A 20,528-nucleotide genomic window follows, 5' to 3' on the forward strand; every position below is an offset into this window, starting at 1 on the left:
GTAACCTCAGCTTTTTAATCAACGTATTACATACTGACCGCAATCATTGCCACGGCAGAACCTAAGCCCACAAACCACACCAATGAACGTAATACATCTAAATTTAAGTAATAAAAAACACAATATAATACACGTGCAATAATATGGGTAATAGCGAGCAATTCGGTTACCTGATGAACACTGTTTGTCCCTAACACCACCGCCAAAGCCACTGCGAATACCGCCAAAGCTTCAAAACAGTTTTGATGTGCAGCTAAAGCTCTTGCGCCAAACCCTGTTAGCTTAGTTTGCTGGTCGCGCGGATGTTTATTATCGTAGCCATCGAGTTTGTTCATCGCGAACGCCACCGGAGCCTTAGCAAAGTAAGGCATCAGTACAGCAAGTAGTGCGCAAATAAGTAATGTCGTCATTGTTATTCCTCGTTAACCTGAATTCAAGTTAGTTAAAATTTTAATTAACTTAGCACAGCTAAACTCAACTCGTTATAACTTAAGGCACAATTCGAGTAATAAAAAAGCCGCGATTGCTTATATAAGCAATCGCGGCTAGCAATAACATCACAATAACTATAGCGCAGCGTGAGGTATTTGAAACTGTGGCATATTGTCGCAGTTGATGAATATTCATAAGCGGTAATCCTCCCTCGCTTTAAACTTCGCTGCCTGTTAACTTACCTCTCACTGCTATTTTTTTGTAACGATCATGATCTGGATATTTTTCACTTTTTTAGCCGCCTTTATGCAAGCGTGGCGTAATGCACTGCAAAGCAAATTAAGTAATGATATGAGTGTAGCGGGTGTAACATTAGCGCGCTTTATTGTTGCCAGCCCTATTGCCGCGATTTATCTTTATTCACTTTATCAATACCAGCCGACTGCTATGCCCTCATTTAATAATACCTTTTGGGCCTTTATTGTAGGTGCAAGTGTGATGCAAATTATTGCTACTGGTTTAATGGTTAAGCTATTTAAAATGAACAATTATGCTGTGGGTGCTGGGCTTGCAAAAAGTGAAGCGCTGGTTGCCGCAATTCTAGGCGTACTGTTTTTTGGTTCTGCACTGAGTTTACTCGGTTGGTTAGGGGTGTTTTTAGGCGCTATCGCTGTATTGATACTCAGCGGTATTACTAAAGTTAAACAGTTTAATTTAACCACCGCCTTGCTTGGGCTTGCCTGTGGCACGTGCTTTGCGCTTACTTCGTTGTGGGTGCGTGAAGCAAGCTTAAACTCGGGCCTATTATTTCCTCACTCTGCAGCATGGGTTTTACTGTTTGTGATCAGCCTACAAAGTATTATGTTATTTGTGTATTTAGCTATTAAAGAGCCGCACACATTAAAGCAAATGTGGCGCTATAAAAGAATGGTCAGCTTAGTGAGCTTCTTTAGCTGTATAGGATCAATTGGCTGGTTTAGTGCCATGAGTTTACAACATGTCCCCTACGTTAAAACGCTGGGGCAGGTAGAGGTTTTCTTTACCATGTTGATCTCGGTGTTATGGCTCAAACAGCCTTTAAAACGCCAAGATACCGCGGGGCTTGTATTAATCGCTATTGCCGCGATATTGGTAATGTTGCCCACCAATTAAATAACTTCCACTTAAATAAAAAGCGGCTCACCAAGTAGCCGCTTTTTATTTTTTAGTTATTCCACTTAATGACTTATTTTTAAGGTAATTACACCGCTGATAATCATTAATACACCGGCTATACGGCCAAATGTAGCGGCATCATTATAAAAAAGGATCCCCACTATAAATGTCCCGGCCGCGCCAATACCAGTCCATACAGCGTAGGATGTCCCCATTGAAATATCACGCTGTGCCAGCCATAACATAAAGCCACTGGCAACCATAAACGCCACGGCAACACCTATACCCAACCAACGATTTTCACCCTCTTGTGACATTTTCAATCCAACAGGCCAACCAATTTCAAGCAGGCCTGCGATAATTAAATACACCCATGCCATTTTTTAGCTATCTCTCTTTTTCAAAATAACGTCGTATAAGTCTTCACGACGATCTTTTAAGTTACGGACGGTGCCTTCGCTGTGGAGTACCTTTAACTTATCCATATCTAAATCACTGAATAACAGCATTTCAGTATTGGGAGTGGCCTCGTTGAGCGTCGCATCGTGTGGGAATGAAAAATCCGACGGAGTCAGTACGGCTGATTGCGAATATTGCACATCTAGGCTTTCTACTTCTGGTAAATTGCCGACAGAGCCTGCAATGACTACATAGCATTCGTTTTCAATGGCGCGAGCCTGTGCACAATGGCGAACACGTAAATAACTGTTTTTAGTGTCTGTCCAAAATGGTACAAACAGAATGTCGAGCCCTTGCTTTGCTAAAATGCGCGACAATTCAGGGAACTCTACATCGTAACAAATTTGAATACCCACACGCCCTGCATCAGTTTCAAACACCGCTATTTTATCGCCACCTTGGATCACCCAATCATTTTGCTCATGCGGGGTAATATGAATTTTACGTTGCTCATCAATTTTACCGCTACGGTGACATAAATAGCTGACATTATAAATTTTATCGCCTTCGGCAAGCGGCATTGAACCGGTAATTATATTGGCGTTATATTCAATCGCCATTCGCGACATCGCATCACGAAAAGTCTCTGTGTATTCAGCTAAATAACGAATTGCTTCGGTTTGATTTCTTTGTTCGCTGAGCCCCATTAATGGAGCATTAAAAAATTCAGGGAATAAAATAAAGTCACTTTTGTAATCAGATACTGTGTCTACAAAATACTCAACTTGCGTGAGCATTTCCTCAACCGATGCAACACTACGCATTTGCCATTGCACAGCACCAACTCGCACTATCGATTTGGTCGATTCGAGTACAGTGTCAGTTGGTTCAAACATAATGTTGTTCCACTCAAGCAACGTGGCATAACCAACCGAGTTTTGATCTTCAGGCAGGTACTTTTTAAGCAATCTTTTAACCTGAAAGTCGTTCGATAATTGAAAGCTCAATATAGGATCATACAGTTCCTTATGATCCACCTTGGCGATATATTCTGTTGGTGTCATTTCATCGCTGTGATTGTAATAACGAGGAATACGCCCGCCCGCTAAAATGGCTCGTAAGTTATACTGACGGCACAATTCTTTACGTGCATCATAGAGTCTGCGGCCTAAGCGCATACCTCGGTGAGTTGATGAAATAACAACATCAAGCCCATACAACGCATCGCCATCGGGGTCACTAAATACCCGATCATGACCGTCAACAATATCTTCGTAGGTATGTGGATTTGAAAAACGTGTGTAGTCAACTTGCACACTGAGCGCAATCCCTACTAATACACCATCATCAACCATACCTAATTGACCTTCTGGGAATTGGTCTATCAACCTAAAAATAGTATGGCTAGGCCATGCCCCGCCTAAATCAGGATAGGCTTGGTCCATCAATGTTTTAATTTGTGGATATTGTTCTTTTGTTAAGTTACAAATCTCTAGATGGGTCTTTTCTGCCGGCATACACAACTCCTTTAGGCGTAGGACATTAGTTTGTGGCCACCGCAGTGGCCAAATTTATTATTTTAAGCTTCGATAAAACAGTGTAGTAACGCGCTCTTTTGGTAACCACCCTGCAAATTCAATATTCAACTGGGCAAGAGGATCCGCTTTTAGTACATGTTCTAAACTGGCATTATCTTTCATCGCATTGAGCATAATTGCTTTTGCTCTAGCAACCAAGTCACGATATACCACCAGCTCTGAACGCTTGCTTAGCGGCCCATGACCAGGAATAATGTGCGTGTTATCGTTAATGCTTAGTAAAACATCGTCAACCGCATTTAATATGCCGTCAACACTACCACCACTGTCTACATCTACAAATGGTAAACCACCTGTATTAAAGAAGATATCACCCATGTGCACAATATTTTCTGATTCGAAAAAAACAACGGCATCGCCATCGGTATGCGCATGAGGGTAATGCTTGAGCTTGGCGTGCTCGTTATTGAAATGCAACGTTAAATCATCATTAAAACTGATGCGCGGTAAGTAGTCAGAGCCCACACCATGCTTTTCAGTTAATCGCTTATGTACATTATTATGTGCGATGACATGAGCCCCCGCTTTCGCAAAGTTTTCATTACCCCCAGTGTGATCGCCGTGATGGTGTGTATTTATGACAAACTGAGCACTGCCGGGTTTTAATTCAGTTAACGATTGCTTGATCTGCTCAGATAACGTTGCAAACTGGTCATCAACAATATAAATGCCATCGTCACCAACACTTGCAGCAATATTGCCACCTTGGCCAAATAATACATACACATGCTCACTGATTTTTTGTGTTTTAACAACGCTTTGTTCAGCATGACAACTTAAACTTAAAAGTGCTGACGTAATGAATACCGGAATTAATTTTTTCATTATTGTTCTCTTATTTTATATGTAGGATAAATATAGAACGTTATGCTCATTATTTTCGCTCAAATTAATTTTTTATCTCCTATACTTTTAAAATGACTCACTCACATTTAGGAGCCCTTTTGACAACATCAGAACAACCCCTACATGCAAGTCTTGATGACGTTGAGCAAGTGAAATTTCAAATTATCAAAAAAGTGGCGTACTTTGCCTTAGCAACCCACGTATTACTGATATTATTTTTTGCGCAAATTGGTGCTCTGACTTTAGCAATTGTCAATATTTTTAGTGTCCTTGCTTGGGGCTCTGGGATCTTTTTAATAAGCCAGAGGTTGCATGCATTAGCCTTGCGAATATTTTGCATAGAAGTGGTATTACACTCGATTTTGGCATGTGCAACATTAGGATTAGAGCTCGGTTTTCAATTTTATCTATGGACCATTTCGTCAATGCTGTTAGTTGATTATCAGCTTAAATTGAAGCAGGCTGTTATTTACAGTATGACATTAATAATTACCTTTGCTGGATTGTATTTTTTCTTTGCTGATGTCACTTACAACTATGCGTATGTATCACTTTTACCTTACATTAATATTATTAATATTATTATCGCCGGGCTTCCCATGATTTATGCATTTAGCTTGATCAGAGAAATCTCGATTTCCCAGCGTATTGAATTAACTGAAATGGCAGCAAAAGATCACCTTACTAAATTATATAACCGGCGTTTTGCTAAACAGTTAATTATAGAAACTCGTCAAAAAAGCATCATGGTCGACAACCAAATTTGTGTAGTTATGGCTGATATAGATATGTTTAAACAGATCAACGACACCTATGGGCATGATAAAGGTGATGCTATCTTAACGATTATTGCAAGCGCACTAACAAACCAATTAAATTCAACCGATATTATTGTACGCTGGGGTGGCGAAGAGTTCTTGATCGTCCTCGCTAATACTAATGAAGCGGATGCTTTTGTACGTATTGAAGCATTACGCAATCACATACAAGCGCTATCACTTTTATCTATTAAACCAAATCTAACCATTACTATGAGTTTTGGTTTAATAGAATGGCGTCCTTTGGCATCATTAGAAAAAACATTACAACAAGCCGATGCTGCACTTTATAAAAGTAAAAACGATGGCAGAAATATGACCACCATCGCCACACCAGAACAAGACTACATGATAGGTGTATAATTTAGACTTACAGGTGTTATTACAATTTGATGGTTCAGCTTTTGCGGTAATAATGGCGTGAGTTCCGCTGCAATATAGCCCATGAAACCCGCTCGATAAAAAGGTGATAACGGATGCCCAGATTGCCCTCCAGGAATAGCCATTACTGCTTTATCTAGGTGGCCTGGTTGAGCTATAAATCGCTGTGAAGCACCAAAGTTTGGCCCTTGCACTGCTGGCATAAAACTATCACCAAACCCTGCCGCTTTAGGCATATTTAATAAATTACTTAATTGAGGGATCTGCTTTGAAAACGGATGTTCAATGACTAATTCATTCACCTTACCCCATTGCCAATTTTGAATATCACTGCCAAATTCCAGCGTTAAATTTTCAATCGTTTTAATAAACGCACCGACTAATTGAGCATCCCAACTTTTAAATTGAGGATTGAGCCAACTGCTTGGCTGCTGCTCAATTAATTGCCAAATTGCAGGCTCTAAATCACGCTTAATATAACGCAGCGATCCACCCTCGGTTTTTAGCTTTGCCTGCATTGCACTAAAGGCAATGTTAATTACTTCATCACGATAGCGCCTTACTAAAGTGTACCCTATAGACTCTGCACATGCGCACGCTTGCCAGTTTTCAACTGCGCTAATATAGCGCTTATTCTCAAGACTATTTTGATTAAGCTGCCTAAGCAACAAGGTATGCCATGGCTTTAAAAAGCGCGCCTCATTATCATGTTGTAATTGATTAAAGTCAGCTTCAGTAAACTGCTGTTTTTCGTTAAGCCGGTCACGTATTTGACTAGAACGTGCGCCAAGCGCATAACCACCATTACCAAAACGCTTATTATCTTGCGCTGACACAACGCGAGAATTACCCGTCCATAAACGACCATTTTCAGGGTTTTTAACGTCCGGCCTAATTAATTCATTATCCTGCCACTGCGCTGAATAATCACTTTCCTGCACAGCGAGCTCACTAGGTTGAATACGCCCAGGAATTGCCCCCATATTTTTCCATGCGGCATTCCCCTGACTATCGACCACCATTAGGTTTTGTACGGGTATACCCACATCACTTGCAATTGTCAGCGCATCGTCAACCGTAACTGCCTGCTCGAGTTTTAGTAAATCCATATCAACCGCATAAGATTGATGTGCAACCCAACTTAATGCGTAACGTTTACCGCTAATTTCACGCACTGGTCCATAATTACTGAGCGTAAGCTCATAGGGCTGTGTTGTACCATCAGGCAACCTAATTTGCTCTGTCACTTGCCAAGTTTTACTCTCTGCATCAAGCGCAACCCAATCAGCCGTATCAAGGTAACCGTTCGTGAAACCCCAGGCGATTTTATTATTAGTTCCCACCACGATAGCCGGCGCGCCGGGTAAAGAAACCCCCGTTACTTGAGTCGCTTGCCCCGACACTACATAATTAAGTTGAGCTCGATACCAAATAACAGGAACCGCCATCGATAAATGCATATCGTCAGAAAGCATACCCGCACCCGTTTGTGTTAATTGCCCTGTGACCGCCCAGTTATTACTACCACGCTCTTGATTAACTGCAATTGATTGCCATGCATAAGCATCTGGTATTGCAGGATCTTGCTTTCGCAGCTGCGGTATGTCATCTATGTATTGACTAAGGAGACTGCCATCTAGTGCTGCTTGGAATTTACTTGGCTGCGTTAAAAAGGCCACCATTTCTGCGCCATATAATTGCTCTATTTGTATTAACGCTTTATCTCGTTCGAATGTTGCCGTTTGCAAATCCAAATACATACTAAAAATCACCAGTAAACTATCTTCACTGCGCCACGGTTTTTGAGCCGCGCCAGTTAATATATATTCAAAACTAGCAAACCCTATTTGCGCTAACCCTTCATTGACACCCGCAGCATAGCTTTTTAGCAATAGCTGATCAGCCGCTGGCAACTGCTTAACAATCGAGACACTACGTTTACGCAATTGATGAAAACGCATTTTTTTATCCAACTCTAAAGCTGCCTCACCAAATAGCTCACTCAATTCTCCTGCTGCGTTTCGGCGCAATAAATCCATTTGAAAAAACCGATCCTGCCCATGCGCAAAACCTAAACCATAGGCAGCATCATTTCGGCTATTAGCATTAATCACCGCTTGCCCTAATTCATCTCGGGAAATTGTCACTTTGTTACCGACTTCATGGCTGTGTCCGTTACCATCAAGAGTTGGTAAGCTTAATGACAGAGCACCATAAATGATACCGGTAGCAGCAAGCCCTAAAATCAGTACTGTTAGTCCCAACCACTTAATAATTTTTAGCATGAACGTAATCCTTACAAATGAGTTGCCCTATTCTAAGCATACTTTTATGAAAAAATAATGTTCATTTATTGAAAAATGAAACAAATCAAAACGAAGGACTTTAAATGAGCTAACAAGCCAAAAAGCTGAATAAAAACATATAGTGTAATTTTTCCACACTATTTTTCTTTCCGTGATAAATTGACTATAGTTGAACAGTCTAACCATAAAAAGCTTAATCACTAATGCCGTTGTCACAAACACAAGATCACAAACAAATATATAAGTTTAAGCTGGCATTTTGGTTGTCACTTACTTTTATAGTGCTTACGAGCCTAGTGTTAGATCAAATAAGTTATAGCCGCGCTAAAGATGCGCATCGCTTGCTTATCCTATCCGAAATTAGCACCTATCGCACGCGCCTAGAATCAAAGCTTGTTTCTAATATCCAATTAGTACGAGGCTTAGCTGTTGCTGTAGCGGCGGAGCCCAATTTAGATCAGCAGCGTTTTGCACAAATTGCTGCACCATTATTTGATACCTCATCAGAACTACGCAATATAGGTGGAGCGCCAGATATGGTGATCCGCATGACCTACCCATTAAAAGGTAACGAAAAAGCCATTGGCTTAGATTTTCGTAAAAATAAATACCAACGCGCAGATGCCCTTCGCGCTCGCGACACTAATCAAATAGTGATGGCAGGGCCGCTGACTTTAGTACAAGGCGGTGAAGCACTGATCGCCCGAGTTCCTGTTTTTACCCCACCAGAACAACTGTTCTGGGGATTGCTTTCTGTTGTACTAGACATTGAAAAAATTTATAAAAATTCAGGCATTTATGAGCTTGAAAAAAATTATGACGTGGCCATACAAGGCCGCAATGGGTTAGGAACTAAAGGTGCTTTTTTTCGGGGGTCAGCAGAAATATTGGCCCGCGACCCGCTAGCATTTAATTTAAACTTTCAAGGGGGGGAATGGGAAATTTATGTCACCCCTAAAGCAGGCTGGGCCCCTCCAGGTTCAGCCATCTGGCCATTAAGGCTCGCCATATTAATCATTTGCGGATTGTTAATATGGGCATTTATGTTCTTCTTAAAAATGCTAAACCGCCAGCAGCAAAGTGAAAAAATGCTGATCACCATGAGTAATATTGCAAAAATCGGCGCATGGTCATTTAGCCTTGAAAATCAAAAAGTTTATTGGTCTGATATGACCAAAGAGATTTTTAAATACCCGTTGGATAAGCAACCAGATTGGCCCACAAACCTTAATTACTTTAAACAAGGTGAAAGTAGAGACACGATAAAAAAACTCATTGAGCGCGCAATTAAGTTTGCCGAGAGTTATGAGGTTGAACTCCAGGTGATGAACTCTGAAAGTGAATCGATTTGGGTGTTAGTTCACGGTGAACCGGAGTTTCGTAACGGGCGTTGTGTGCGTATTTTTGGATCCTTGCAAGATATTAATACTCGTAAAATTGTTGAGCTAGAAAACAGTAAAATTGCACTTCATAATGAAGTTCTTGCATCTTTGACCGTTAATAATGCTGTTTTAACCGGCTATTTAAAACAGTCTAAAGATATTATCACGCAGGCTATTTGCCAAGGGCTCACTGTTGAGCGCGCAAGTATATGGCTTTTTAATGAATCTAAAACCCAACTAATTCCTTTTGCTTATCATGGTAAAAATGTACATGAACATTCGATGCTGCAAGTATGGGAAAGCACTGAGCTCCATGATTTTTTCATTGCGGTAAACAAACAAGCAGTCGTCGATGCCTCAAATGCCAAAAGTCATAAGCTTACAGCCCCACTGAGTCAAAGTTATTTAACGCCTTTAGGTATTCAATCAATGCTCATCGCCAGCCTTTCCGGCGGAAGTGGGACTATTGGCATTGTGTGCGCCGAACAATGCCAACATCCTCGCGTGTGGTCACGAAACGAAGAAAGCTTTTTAATTGCAGTTGCCGCTTTAATTGGCAGCTTACACTCTAGTGAGCAACGCATTGAAACAGAGCAAAAATTAGTAACCGCTAAAGAGGCCGCTGAACAAGCCGTTGCTGCTAAAAGCGAGTTTTTAGCCAGTATGAGTCATGAAATACGCACACCAATGAATGGTGTATTAGGCATGCTTAATATTGTGCAACAAACTGTGCTTGATCAACAACAAGCGCATCATATTGAATTAGCACAATCATCAGCACAATCGCTGCTGAATATAATTAATGACATTTTGGATTTTTCTAAAATTGAAGCAGGCAAATTAGATATAGAAGAAGTGGCTTTTAATTTACCTAAATTACTCGGTGAAGTAGTCGAATCTTTTGCCTTGAAGGTAGAGCAAAACAATACTAAATTAATTTTAGACGCCACTCGAATAAACGTTAATAAGATCGTTAGTGATCCAAATAGATTACGCCAAATTATTAATAATCTATTAGGCAACGCAGTAAAATTTACCACCGATGGTGAAATTATTGTGATTGCTGACTTAAAAGACACCACCGATGGAACTTTCCTACATTGTTCTATTATTGATACTGGAATTGGGATTAAACTAAATAAACAAGCCACTTTATTTGATTCATTTACTCAAGCTGACACCTCAACTACACGCCAATATGGTGGTACGGGCCTTGGTTTAGCTATTGTAAAGCAGCTATGCCAATTAATGGATGGAGAAATTAATGTTACCAGCGTGCATGGACAAGGAAGCACTTTCACATTCTCCATCAAAGTAAAACCATTGCTCAGTAAAGCCAGTGACTTGCCAAGCCATATCATTAAAAATAAACATATATTAATTATTGAAAACTGCCCATTAAATAGCACGATTGCAAAAAAACAGTTAACGACATGGGGAGCTGAAGCAGAAATCATTAATGATTATTCACAAGTGGTTGAAATAATAAATGAGGAGCATAAAAATCCAGACGCCATCTTGCTCGACTATTATTACTTTAAACAAGTAAATAATCATGATATCCAACGCTTAAAAGCATACATTAGCAAACATAAAATCAAGCTTATCTTAATGGCGCCTATGAGCTTATCTCAAGAAGATGCCAAACTAGAAATCAATGTAGATTGCATGATTTTCAAACCCCTGACTCCTTCAGATTTATTTGACTCTTTAGCAAATGAGAAGTTTATTGAGCAACAGCTTAGTAATAGCTCGCCAATCACTGATATTAAACTAACCAACCAAGGCACTGAAAATATTTCCACCTTATTGCTTGTTGAAGATAATAAAGTCAACCAAGTAGTCGCTTCTGCACTACTCAAACAAGCGGGTGTTAATTTCGATATTGCTGAAAATGGTTTGCAAGCTATTAACCAGTTAAAAGAGCGAGTCAAACAACCCTACCAATTGATATTAATGGATTGCCAGATGCCAGAAATGGATGGCTACCAAGCGACGCAAGCGATTCGTAATGGGGACGCCGGCGAGCTTTATAAAAACATAACGATCATTGCCTTAACAGCAAATGCAATGCAAGGCGATAGAGAAAAGTGCCTAACAGCAGGAATGGACGATTATTTAACTAAACCACTCGATGCAGGCGCACTTAACCCCAAACTACAGCAATGGCTTGGCAAACAATAAACGTGTAAGCTCAGAGTCAGTAATTTTAATTCAGGATAATAAAGCTATCTCCTGCGGCTATTTTAAACGCTAACTGCGTTGAACTCACTTGCAATAGGCCTGCTTAAAGGATAGTAAATAATTAAATCAATGTGTTAATAAATATCTTAACCCCAGTTTAGGTTAAGTAACAAAAAGAGAACATTTATTATGCTACTTAGCGCAATTCAACAACGAGTCATTGGTTGTTTGCTTGAAAAACAAAGTACAACACCCGAACATTATCCACTTTCACTTAATGGATTGACCAATGCCTGTAATCAAAAATCGAATCGCGACCCCGTACTCGCTCTAAGTGAAGCACAGGTGCAAGATGCACTTGATGAACTTACTACACAACGCTTGGTAACAACCGATGAGGGTATTTCTGGGCGAGTAAATAAATACGCTCACCGTTTTTGCAATACCGAATTTGGTAGCCTGCAACTGACTGAACAACAACGTGCAATTATTTGTTTACTGCTTTTACGAGGCCCACAAACACCGGGTGAACTACGAACGCGTAGTAACCGCTTAGCTGAGTTTACTAATGTAAATGAGGTTGAAGCTGCACTTAATGAGTTAATTGGCGCAGAGCATGTTGTTAAACACCCTCGCGAGCCGGGTAAGCGAGAAAGCCGCTACAGTCATTTGTTTGCCGATCAACAAAGTGCACTTGAAATTCAACCAAGTGCAGCTATTTCACCAGAACTAAAAGGTGATGACCTGAATGATTTACTTACTGAAATAAACGAGCTAAAAAGCGAACTGCAAAAAATAAAACTGCATTTGGGGCTTTAAATCCCCCCTTTTGAATTACATTATAATAGTGACAACCAGCATATTTAATTAGGAGCCCTGCATGCGCGCCCAGATCATGGCAGAAATGAAAGTTCAGCCAAATATTAACGTAGCAACCGAAATTACTCGTCGTGTTAACTTCATTAAAAGTCGCTTAATAGCCGCCCACTCTCGCTCTCTAGTGTTGGGTATTAGCGGCGGTGTGGATTCCTCAACATGCGGGCGTTTATGTCAACTTGCTGTCGATGAATTGAACAACGAGCAACAAACAGACCGCTACCAATTTATTGCCGTACGCTTACCCTATGGCGTGCAAGCGGATGAAGATGAGGCACAACTTGCAGTTGAGTTCATTCAGCCAAGTAAACGCATGACTGTGAATATAAAACCTGCCGCTGATGGTATGCATGACCAAGCGATTGAGGCTGTTGTTGGCTGTGGTGAAGCACTGCCTGAGCAAGCACAAATTGACTTTATAAAAGGCAATGTAAAAGCTCGCCAACGCATGGTTGCCCAATATGAAATTGCTGGACTGTGTCAAGGCTTGGTTGTGGGCACTGACCACAGCGCAGAAAACATTACCGGTTTTTACACTAAGTTTGGTGATGGTGCATGTGACTTAGCGCCTTTATTTGGCTTATCAAAACGTCAGGTTCGTGCGTTAGCGCATCAATTAGGAGCGCCTGACTTACTCGTAAATAAAGCACCTACAGCCGATTTAGAATGTGATCGACCAGGCCTTACTGATGAAGAAGCGTTAGGTTTAAGCTACGAACAAATTGATGATTTTTTAGAAGGCAAAAATGTAAGTGACGACGTAAACGAAAAGCTCATCGCCATTTATCTGCGTACTCAACATAAACGTCAAGCGATCCCAACTGTTTACGACGAGCTTTAAGCAATCAATACTCAACCAGCATGGCTTCAAGGGCAATTAATAGCAGTGAAAACGAATTAATTGCCCTGTTTTTACTTTTGTACACACTCACTGCCAGTGATTAAAGTGTAATGGCTGATCCCCGTAATTATTTTTTACGTATATCAAATACATCTTTACGCTATAGGTGAAATATTACTGTAATTTAGTTTATAGTTAATGGCACTGAAATATAGCGTTAAACAGAGAACACTGAATTTTATGACATCGCCCATTTTGATAACAGGCGCAGGCCAACGCATTGGTTTGGCGTTAGCAGAGCATTTGCTCGCGACAGGACAAGACATCATCGTCACTTATCGTACTCGTCACTTGTCTATTGATGATTTAGAGCGTAAAGGCGCTACATGCCTGTACGCTGACTTTAGCCAGGATGATGCTATTTACTCATTCATTAATGAATTGAAGCACCACACAACAAGTTTAAAGGCGATCATTCATAATGCATCAAGCTGGGACTGCGAAGCGAACAACCCTGACAGCGCTGCACTTTTTGATAACATGATGCGCATTCATGCAAAAACACCATACCTAATCAATTTGCAGTGTGCTGATCTACTATTGGCTTATCAAAATAAAAATAATACTCCCGCTGATATTATTCATCTAACCGATTATGTTGTCGAAACAGGCAGTCCAAAACACTTAGCTTATGCTGCCAGTAAAGCTGCTTTACATAATTTAACTAAATCATTTGCCGCTAAATATGCGCCACATATAAAAGTAAATGCCATTGCACCATCGCTGATAATTTTTAATGACGATGACGACGAACATTACCGTGCTAAAACCTTAAAAAAATCGCTAATGGGTATTGAGCCAGGCTGTGGTGAAATAATTAACAGTGTCGAATTATTACTAAATAGTCATTACATCACAGGGCGCTCCTTACCTGTTGATGGTGGCCGACACTTAAAATAAATAATTTAAAAGGATTGAGAGATTTATGCATAACGAATTAAAAAATAGTTACCAAGAAATTATTAGTGCTGTGGGCGAAGATCCACAACGTGAAGGCTTACTAGATACACCAAAACGCGCAGCAAAAGCGATGGAGTATTTAACAAAAGGGTATCGTCAAACATTAGATGAAATCACTAATAACGCCGTATTTACGTCAGATGCGGATGACATGGTGTTAATTCAAGATATTGAACTTTACTCTATGTGTGAGCATCATTTACTGCCATTTGTAGGGCGTTGTCATATTGCTTACATTCCTAACGGTAAGGTATTAGGTTTGTCTAAATTCGCGCGCATTGTAGATATGTACGCACGTCGTTTTCAAATTCAAGAACAACTTACCCACCAAATTGCCAAAGCCGTTGAAGAAGTAACAGGCGCCAAGGGTGTTGGTGTTATTGTTGAAGCAAAACACATGTGTATGATGATGCGCGGTGTTGAAAAGCAAAACTCAAGTATGCGAACATCTGTTATGCTGGGTAACTTTAGAGCCGATCCAAAAACCCGCAATGAGTTTTTACAGCTAATAAAGGGCTAATAGCATGGCGAATGCGATTATTAACGTCACCAATTTACGATTACGCACGTTTATTGGCTTTAACCCAGAAGAACGTGAAAAGAAGCAAGACGTAGTGATCAATCTTGAGATTCACTACCCTGCAGATGAAGCCTGTGAAACTGATGAAGTCGACCAAGCGCTAAATTATAAAGTGATCACAAAAGAAGTAATCACTATCGTCGAGCAAGGGCACTTTTTGTTATTAGAAAAGCTCGTTGCTGAGATATTAGCCGTATGTCATAGCCACAGCAGTGTGAATTACGCAAAAGTACGCGTTGATAAACCCCATGCTTTGCGTTTTGCAGACTCAGTATCTCTGACATTAGATTGGGTTAAAGCCTAAATTAGTGTGTCTAAACCTAGGGCAAAGGCCAGCACCACTAGATAGCGTGCGCCTTTGCCAAGACTTACAATCCACAAAAATGTCCACCAGCGTACTTTAAAAATCCCCCCGACAACGGTCAGTGGATCGCCAACAATGGGCAGCCATGCAAACAACAAGCTATACACACCATATTTTTCAAAGTGAGCTGTAGCCTTATCAATATTTTCCTGCGAAACAGGAAACCACTTACGCTCCTTAAAACGCATAACTTGCGTGCCTAACCAATAATTTACGCAACTCCCTAATACATTACCAAGCGTCGCGCACAACCATAATAACCAAAGCAAATACTCTCCTTTGGCAACCATTGCCGTTAGTATCACTTCCGATGAACCGGGCAGTAAAGTTGCCGAAAAAAACGCAGTAAAAAATAGGGTTATATAAGCCATGCCAACCTTTAAATTAAGCAAATAAAAACCCAGCAATTTGCTGGGTTTTATAATACGACTAATAGTAACTTAAAATAACGAGTGAGCTATGTAATTACTTAATCAAATTTAAGCTCAGCGGATAATTAAACTCTTTTCCATCATTGGTTTTAATTGCGCCAACAACCACCATAATGAACGAAAAAATAGCCACTAGAGGCAATAAGATAACGCCAATTACAGCGAACATTAAAATAAAACATACAATATAAGCAATTAGCATCGTAATTTGAAAGTTTAATGATTTACGACCATGCTCAGCAACAAGTGGCATTTCATCTTTTTTTATTAACCACACTATCAATGGGCCAATAATGCTACCCATAGGCACAATAAACCCCGTTAACGCACTCAAATGACATAACATCGCCCACATACGCTCATCTTTAGTCGTTACAACTGGTTCAACCTGTTGATTATCTTCCATTATCATCTCCTTGTTTATTTATCCTTTATCCTGAGTGTTTTCTGGCATAATGTCTAGATTATAATCAACATAAATAAAAGGAACTTAAAATGAAACCCCTATTAAGCCATATAGCTGCATTATGTTTAACCTCTTTTGCCTTAACGGCCTGTAGTAATAATGCTCATACACCAGAGCAAATGCCAGCTGCCACTGCAACCACTAACGACAAAGGTTATCAAACTTACATCCACGCAGGTGAACATTTTAAGCAAAACACCTTTACTGATATTGATAATCAAGAAGTGAAACTAGGTGATAATAAAAAGCTGGTTATTTTATTTGCCACATGGTGCTCTGACTCACAGCGGGTTATTAAGCAAATTCAAGCATCGCCACTGATCAATGATACTCAACTACAAATCATTGCCATAGGCCGAGAGGAAACAACACAGTCTCTTACCCAATTTGCACAAGATTATAACCTTGAATTTTCACTCATTGCCGACCCTGAGCGTGCCATTTACAGTCAATATGCAAATAAAGGGATCCCACGCTTAATTTTACTTGATGAGCATAACAAAGTAATAAAAACACTCATTGGTGAAGATCCTAATACCCTCCAACAGGTTGTTTGGTAAGGTTTAACTATACTGTGATAAAAAAGTGATAAGTTTGTGAGGCTTTCATGATGTCGGTATTTGATACTCGTACTCGAATCATCAATTACAGGAACTAAAAATGAAAGCTTCTACCCTATCTCTCGCTGCAATTGCAGTACTAGCAAGTCAATCAGTTATGGCTGCAGAACTTGAATTAAAACTTACTAACCTTACTCAAGGCATTCACTTCACGCCGATTTTAATTACTGCACACAATAACGAAGAGCACTTATTTGAAGTTGCAATGCCTGCATCAACGGCACTGCAAACAATGGCTGAAGGCGGAAATCTTGATCCATTAGTTGCACAGGCAACTGCCGCTGGCAGTGATATGGCAGCTAACCCAGCTGGTGGGTTATTAGCCCCGACCACATCAACAATGACTACACTTATGACAACCGACGGTAATGATTACCTGTCGGTTACTGCAATGTTACTGCCTACCAATGATGGCTTTGTTGGTCTTGATAGCTGGAAAATCCCAACAGAAGCAGGTACCTACACTGTTTATTTAAATGGTTATGATGCTGGTACTGAAGCAAACGATGAACTTGTCGTAGCGGGTTCTGGCGCGCCGGGCACACCAGGTATCCCAGCAGCTCCAGGTGGTAATGCAGGAACTGGCGGGGCAGGTTTAACCAGTACCGAAAGCAACACGAATGTACATATTCACGCAGGTAATTTAGGTGATGACGATCTAAGTGCTGGTGCCAGTGATTTAAGCAATACAGTGCATAGATGGTTGAACCCTGTTGCGAAACTCACCGTTACGGTTAAGTAGGAGCGCTGTTATGTTACGTTTTAATAAAAGCTTAATTATTATTGCCCTTGGAGCGAGTTTAGCTGCATGTGGCGATTCAAATAACAATGAAGTCGTTACACCGCCGACTCCTGAACCTGTTAGTTATCAATTTAGTGTAGAAGTAAATAACTTAACCGCTGGGCAACCGTTCTCACCTGTTGCACTCATCGCACACAATGAAGGTAACTTATGGCAAATAGGTGAAAGTTCATCAGCAGCATTAGAGTTAATGGCTGAAGGGGGTGATAATTCAGAGTTACTAAATTTTGCCTCTGCAATTGCTACCAGCTCGGGTGATGCACCGGTAGGCCCTGGCGCGCAAACGACCTTAACAGTCACAACCAGCAGCCTAGAAGAATTAAAATTATCACTTGCGACAATGATGGTGAATACAAATGATGGTTTTACCGGTCTTAACTCTATTGATGTGTCCGCATTAACTGTAGACGAAGCATTAACTCACTTCACATTCGCGTATGACGCAGGAACTGAAGCAAACTCAGAAGCAGAAGGTTCAATTCCAGGTCCTGCAGATGGGGGTGAAGGGTTTAATGAAGCACGCGACGATATAGACCTTGTTTCTATGCATCCAGGTGTTGTAAGCCAACAAGACGGGCTGTCTGGCTCCACCTTAAACAGCGAACACAAGTTTGATAATCCGCTAGCTAAAATCGTTATTACACGGACACAGTAATCATTAAACTGCCTAGCAGTTTAGGGGGAAGTTAGAGCTCATGGATGGGCTTTTTCCATTAGGATGACTGTATGCGCCATGAAAAAATATTAATCGTTGAAGACGATCGAGCTATCGGCCAATTAATTATTACCCAGCTTGAACCACTTAACTTACACATTGAACATGTAGAAAGCGCAGAGTTAGCGCTAAAAAAAATAGCAAAACAACCTTACGGTTTAATTTTACTCGATATTAATTTGCCACAAATGGATGGCTTAAGTTTGTGTCGTAAAATTAAAGAGCACTATCCCACCACGTCGGTTATTTTACTCACCGCGCTAAGCTCAGATATGGATCGAGTCATTGGCCTTGAAATGGGTGCTGATGATTATATCTGCAAGCCTTTTTTTGCACGTGAGTTACAAGCGCGTATAAAAACTCAATTACGCCACCGCGCCCAAATACTTGCTGCAAACCCTAGTGTTGAGGAAGCTATCGCGACTGAAAAAAATATTCAGCTAGGATCGTTGAATATTGAGTTTTCTAGCCACCAAGTATACCTCGCTGAGCGGGCTTTAAATCTCACAGCCACAGAATTTGATTTGCTCGCCTACTTTGCTCGCCACCCAAACCATGTTTTTAGTCGCCAACAATTACTCGATAAAGTATGGGGTTATCAACATAGTGGTTATGAGCATACCGTAAATTCTCATATTAACCGATTACGCGCTAAGCTTGAACTACACCATCAAGCACCTTTTATCGAAACAGTTTGGGGAGTCGGCTATAAATTAAATCCGACTCAACTGAGTAACTGATTAACTGATTAACTGATTAACTGATTAACGAAATAACACAGCTCAAAAAGCAACGGGTGAAAATCACATGAATTTATCTCTGTATCAAAAACTAGCATGGTCTTTAGTCGTTATTTTTTGTTTTATTTGCGCACTTGTTTACGGTTGGAGTAAGCAACTTGAACAAACTTCTCAGCATCATGGCGAGCAAAATTTACATCTACAACTTGCGGAACATTTAGTACAAGATAACCCGCTCATAAAACAGGGTATTTATGACTATAAAGCGCTTGAAAACCTATTTCATACTTTAATGTTATTAGGCCCTGCTTTTGAATTTTATTTTGTTGATCCACAAGGAAAAATCCTCACTTACTCAGCCGAACCAGGAAAAGTAAAGCGTAGCCATATAAACCTCACACCATTAAAGCGATTAATTACCGATCCAACAATTACGCCTTTATATGGCGATGACCCGCGAGATAATAATAAACAAAAAATATTTTCTGTTGCACCTGTTTATAATCAAGACTCATTGCAGGGTTATTTATATGTGATTATTGGTGGAGAAGCCTATGACACCACTCTTAACAATATCAAAGCCAATGATAGTCTGTGGCTGGCTGTACTTTGGTTAGCGGCAGCTTTGTTATTTTTGTTTGTTGCAATGCTGGTTTTATTCCGCTTTTTTACCGCTCCAATTAAGAAGTTAGCAGCCGGAGTAAGTCTTATTGAAGCCGCTAATTACAGCTTAACCGATAGCAAACTATCTGCCTATTCAAATAAAAATAATGAAGTAGATAATCTTGGTAGAGGCATTCAAGCTATGCTCACGCGCATTGATGAGCAATTCAAAGCCCTAGAACAAAGCGACAAGCAACGCCGCGAATTACTCACTCATTTATCACATGATCTGCGTACGCCGCTGGCATCATTGCAAGGGTTTTTAGAGGTGCTAAACCAGCCTCATCGCCAATTAAGCACGCAAGAGCGTCAGCACTACCTTGACGTTTCTAGTGATAACTGTCAGCAGCTAAAACAATTAATAGAGCAAATATTTGAGTTAGCAAACTTAGAAAATGGCCAAGTGAAAATTCACCCAGAAACCCTCAATTTAGGTGAGCTAATTTACGATTGTGTTGCTAAGTTTTGTTTAACAGCCGATCACAAAGAAATTAATTTAAGTGTTGAGCCCGCGATTTGCGATTTTACCGTCGTTGCCGACATCGCCAAACTGGAGCGGGTTTTAAGTAACTTAATTGATAATGCGATTCGCCATACCCCTAGGGGTGGAAAAATCATTGTACATGTGCAGGATGTAGGATCTGAGCAGCTTTATGTGGATGTTAGTGATACGGGCGTTGGAATTAATCAAGATGAATTAACGGCAATATTTGAACCTCATTATCAAGCCAGTAATTCAAATAAAGCGGGCCGTCAACAAGGTGGTTTAGGCTTAGCTATTTGCAAAGGCTTATTGCAACTAATGAACAGCGAGATTAACGTTCAAAGTGAGTTGGGCAAAGGTACTCAGTTTCGATTTAATCTGCCGCAAAAAATTAAGGCGTAACCTCTGTCACGCCTTGATTAATC

20 protein-coding genes are annotated in these 20,528 nt (G+C 40.5%); 13 read left to right on the plus strand and 7 right to left on the minus strand.

Annotated features, from left to right (window positions below):
- Nucleotides 1–26: 26 nt before the first annotated feature.
- A complete protein-coding gene (locus ADS77_RS11020; protein ID WP_054454434.1) occupies nt 27–410 on the minus strand; it encodes an MAPEG family protein in 384 nt (127 codons plus the stop codon).
- A 292-nt stretch (nt 411–702) separates the two neighbouring features.
- Between ADS77_RS11020 and ADS77_RS11025 the strand changes: the two genes are divergently transcribed.
- On the plus strand, nt 703–1,584 hold the full coding sequence (locus ADS77_RS11025; RefSeq protein ID WP_200909645.1) for a DMT family transporter: 882 nt from the start codon (nt 703–705) through the stop codon (nt 1,582–1,584).
- A 65-nt stretch (nt 1,585–1,649) separates the two neighbouring features.
- On the opposite strand, the gene ADS77_RS11030 is transcribed toward ADS77_RS11025, so the two are convergent.
- From ADS77_RS11030 to ADS77_RS11040, 3 genes are read right to left on the minus strand one after another with little or no spacing between them, the layout of a single operon-like run.
- Nucleotides 1,650–1,967 carry a DMT family transporter gene (locus ADS77_RS11030; RefSeq protein WP_054205251.1) on the minus strand — a complete coding sequence of 106 codons (318 nt, stop codon included), beginning with the start codon at nt 1,965–1,967 and terminating at the stop codon, nt 1,650–1,652.
- A gap of 3 nt (nt 1,968–1,970) precedes the next feature.
- Entirely contained in the window at nt 1,971–3,503 is a 1,533-nt protein-coding gene (locus ADS77_RS11035; protein ID WP_054205252.1) for a carbon-nitrogen hydrolase family protein, read from the minus strand.
- Nucleotides 3,504–3,560: 57 nt separating this feature from the next.
- Nucleotides 3,561–4,409: an MBL fold metallo-hydrolase gene (locus tag ADS77_RS11040; protein WP_054205253.1), complete on the minus strand. Its 849-nt coding sequence runs from the start codon at nt 4,407–4,409 to the stop codon at nt 3,561–3,563.
- 119 nt (nt 4,410–4,528) lie between these two features.
- Here ADS77_RS11040 and ADS77_RS11045 point away from each other — a divergent pair, with 119 nt between their 5' ends.
- Entirely contained in the window at nt 4,529–5,611 is a 1,083-nt protein-coding gene (locus tag ADS77_RS11045) for a GGDEF domain-containing protein (RefSeq protein ID WP_235575766.1), read from the plus strand.
- On the opposite strand, the gene ADS77_RS11050 is transcribed toward ADS77_RS11045, so the two are convergent.
- Nucleotides 5,593–7,914, minus strand: coding sequence for a penicillin acylase family protein (locus ADS77_RS11050; protein WP_054205255.1), 2,322 nt, complete (start codon nt 7,912–7,914; stop codon nt 5,593–5,595). The genes ADS77_RS11045 and ADS77_RS11050 overlap by 19 nt on opposite strands.
- 224 nt (nt 7,915–8,138) lie before the next feature.
- On the opposite strand from ADS77_RS11050, the gene ADS77_RS11055 reads away from it, so the two are divergent.
- From ADS77_RS11055 to folX, 6 genes are all read left to right on the plus strand, one after another.
- Nucleotides 8,139–11,501, plus strand: coding sequence for a response regulator (locus ADS77_RS11055; protein ID WP_054205256.1), 3,363 nt, complete (start codon nt 8,139–8,141; stop codon nt 11,499–11,501).
- 189 nt (nt 11,502–11,690) lie between these two features.
- Nucleotides 11,691–12,320: a YceH family protein gene (locus tag ADS77_RS11060; RefSeq protein WP_054205257.1), complete on the plus strand. Its 630-nt coding sequence runs from the start codon at nt 11,691–11,693 to the stop codon at nt 12,318–12,320.
- Between the two features lie 61 nt (nt 12,321–12,381).
- Nucleotides 12,382–13,218: an ammonia-dependent NAD(+) synthetase gene (gene nadE / locus ADS77_RS11065; protein WP_054454440.1), complete on the plus strand. Its 837-nt coding sequence runs from the start codon at nt 12,382–12,384 to the stop codon at nt 13,216–13,218.
- 240 nt (nt 13,219–13,458) lie between these two features.
- Nucleotides 13,459–14,178: a dihydromonapterin reductase gene (gene folM / locus ADS77_RS11070; RefSeq protein WP_054205259.1), complete on the plus strand. Its 720-nt coding sequence runs from the start codon at nt 13,459–13,461 to the stop codon at nt 14,176–14,178.
- Nucleotides 14,179–14,203: 25 nt separating this feature from the next.
- Nucleotides 14,204–14,758, plus strand: a complete 555-nt coding sequence (gene folE, locus ADS77_RS11075; protein ID WP_054205260.1) for a GTP cyclohydrolase I FolE — start codon at nt 14,204–14,206, stop codon at nt 14,756–14,758.
- Nucleotides 14,759–14,762: 4 nt separating this feature from the next.
- Entirely contained in the window at nt 14,763–15,122 is a 360-nt protein-coding gene (gene folX / locus ADS77_RS11080) for a dihydroneopterin triphosphate 2'-epimerase (RefSeq protein ID WP_054205261.1), read from the plus strand.
- On the opposite strand, the gene ADS77_RS11085 is transcribed toward folX, so the two are convergent.
- Nucleotides 15,119–15,553 carry a YqaA family protein gene (locus tag ADS77_RS11085; protein WP_054454442.1) on the minus strand — a complete coding sequence of 145 codons (435 nt, stop codon included), beginning with the start codon at nt 15,551–15,553 and terminating at the stop codon, nt 15,119–15,121. The genes folX and ADS77_RS11085 overlap by 4 nt on opposite strands.
- A 94-nt stretch (nt 15,554–15,647) precedes the next feature.
- The gene (locus ADS77_RS11090) at nt 15,648–16,019 is read right to left on the minus strand and encodes a DUF4870 domain-containing protein (RefSeq protein ID WP_054205263.1); all 372 of its coding nucleotides are present in this window, start codon (nt 16,017–16,019) and stop codon (nt 15,648–15,650) included.
- An 89-nt stretch (nt 16,020–16,108) separates the two neighbouring features.
- Here ADS77_RS11090 and ADS77_RS11095 point away from each other — a divergent pair, with 89 nt between their 5' ends.
- From ADS77_RS11095 to ADS77_RS11115, 5 genes are all read left to right on the plus strand, one after another.
- Nucleotides 16,109–16,639, plus strand: a complete 531-nt coding sequence (locus ADS77_RS11095) for a TlpA family protein disulfide reductase (protein ID WP_054454444.1) — start codon at nt 16,109–16,111, stop codon at nt 16,637–16,639.
- Between the two features lie 100 nt (nt 16,640–16,739).
- Nucleotides 16,740–17,441: a spondin domain-containing protein gene (locus ADS77_RS11100; protein WP_054454446.1), complete on the plus strand. Its 702-nt coding sequence runs from the start codon at nt 16,740–16,742 to the stop codon at nt 17,439–17,441.
- A gap of 10 nt (nt 17,442–17,451) precedes the next feature.
- The gene (locus ADS77_RS11105) at nt 17,452–18,156 is read left to right on the plus strand and encodes a spondin domain-containing protein (RefSeq protein WP_054454447.1); all 705 of its coding nucleotides are present in this window, start codon (nt 17,452–17,454) and stop codon (nt 18,154–18,156) included.
- Nucleotides 18,157–18,227: 71 nt separating this feature from the next.
- Nucleotides 18,228–18,956: a response regulator transcription factor gene (locus ADS77_RS11110; RefSeq protein WP_054205267.1), complete on the plus strand. Its 729-nt coding sequence runs from the start codon at nt 18,228–18,230 to the stop codon at nt 18,954–18,956.
- Nucleotides 18,957–19,023: 67 nt separating this feature from the next.
- Entirely contained in the window at nt 19,024–20,505 is a 1,482-nt protein-coding gene (locus ADS77_RS11115; protein WP_054454450.1) for a sensor histidine kinase, read from the plus strand.
- Nucleotides 20,506–20,528: the final 23 nt, after the last annotated feature.

It is taken from the genome of Pseudoalteromonas porphyrae, from assembly GCF_001298125.1.
GTDB classification, from domain to species: domain Bacteria; phylum Pseudomonadota; class Gammaproteobacteria; order Enterobacterales; family Alteromonadaceae; genus Pseudoalteromonas; species Pseudoalteromonas neustonica.

Excerpts from the sequence above, each read along its gene's own strand:
- ADS77_RS11105 (WP_054454447.1), top strand. The coding sequence starts at position 17,452 with ATGTTACGTTTTAATAAAAGCTTAATTATTATTGCCCTTGGAGCGAGT.
- folX (WP_054205261.1), top strand. The coding sequence starts at position 14,763 with ATGGCGAATGCGATTATTAACGTCACCAATTTACGATTACGCACGTTT.
- ADS77_RS11025 (WP_200909645.1), top strand. The coding sequence starts at position 703 with ATGATCTGGATATTTTTCACTTTTTTAGCCGCCTTTATGCAAGCGTGG.
- ADS77_RS11060 (WP_054205257.1), top strand. The coding sequence starts at position 11,691 with ATGCTACTTAGCGCAATTCAACAACGAGTCATTGGTTGTTTGCTTGAA.
- ADS77_RS11035 (WP_054205252.1), bottom strand. The coding sequence starts at position 3,503 with ATGCCGGCAGAAAAGACCCATCTAGAGATTTGTAACTTAACAAAAGAA.
- ADS77_RS11055 (WP_054205256.1), top strand. The coding sequence starts at position 8,139 with ATGCCGTTGTCACAAACACAAGATCACAAACAAATATATAAGTTTAAG.
- ADS77_RS11110 (WP_054205267.1), top strand. The coding sequence starts at position 18,228 with ATGCGCCATGAAAAAATATTAATCGTTGAAGACGATCGAGCTATCGGC.
- ADS77_RS11085 (WP_054454442.1), bottom strand. The coding sequence starts at position 15,553 with ATGGCTTATATAACCCTATTTTTTACTGCGTTTTTTTCGGCAACTTTA.
- folE (WP_054205260.1), top strand. The coding sequence starts at position 14,204 with ATGCATAACGAATTAAAAAATAGTTACCAAGAAATTATTAGTGCTGTG.
- ADS77_RS11020 (WP_054454434.1), bottom strand. The coding sequence starts at position 410 with ATGACGACATTACTTATTTGCGCACTACTTGCTGTACTGATGCCTTAC.
- ADS77_RS11115 (WP_054454450.1), top strand. The coding sequence starts at position 19,024 with ATGAATTTATCTCTGTATCAAAAACTAGCATGGTCTTTAGTCGTTATT.
- ADS77_RS11100 (WP_054454446.1), top strand. The coding sequence starts at position 16,740 with ATGAAAGCTTCTACCCTATCTCTCGCTGCAATTGCAGTACTAGCAAGT.
- ADS77_RS11090 (WP_054205263.1), bottom strand. The coding sequence starts at position 16,019 with ATGGAAGATAATCAACAGGTTGAACCAGTTGTAACGACTAAAGATGAG.
- nadE (WP_054454440.1), top strand. The coding sequence starts at position 12,382 with ATGCGCGCCCAGATCATGGCAGAAATGAAAGTTCAGCCAAATATTAAC.
- ADS77_RS11095 (WP_054454444.1), top strand. The coding sequence starts at position 16,109 with ATGAAACCCCTATTAAGCCATATAGCTGCATTATGTTTAACCTCTTTT.
- ADS77_RS11050 (WP_054205255.1), bottom strand. The coding sequence starts at position 7,914 with ATGCTAAAAATTATTAAGTGGTTGGGACTAACAGTACTGATTTTAGGG.
- ADS77_RS11040 (WP_054205253.1), bottom strand. The coding sequence starts at position 4,409 with ATGAAAAAATTAATTCCGGTATTCATTACGTCAGCACTTTTAAGTTTA.
- ADS77_RS11030 (WP_054205251.1), bottom strand. The coding sequence starts at position 1,967 with ATGGCATGGGTGTATTTAATTATCGCAGGCCTGCTTGAAATTGGTTGG.
- folM (WP_054205259.1), top strand. The coding sequence starts at position 13,459 with ATGACATCGCCCATTTTGATAACAGGCGCAGGCCAACGCATTGGTTTG.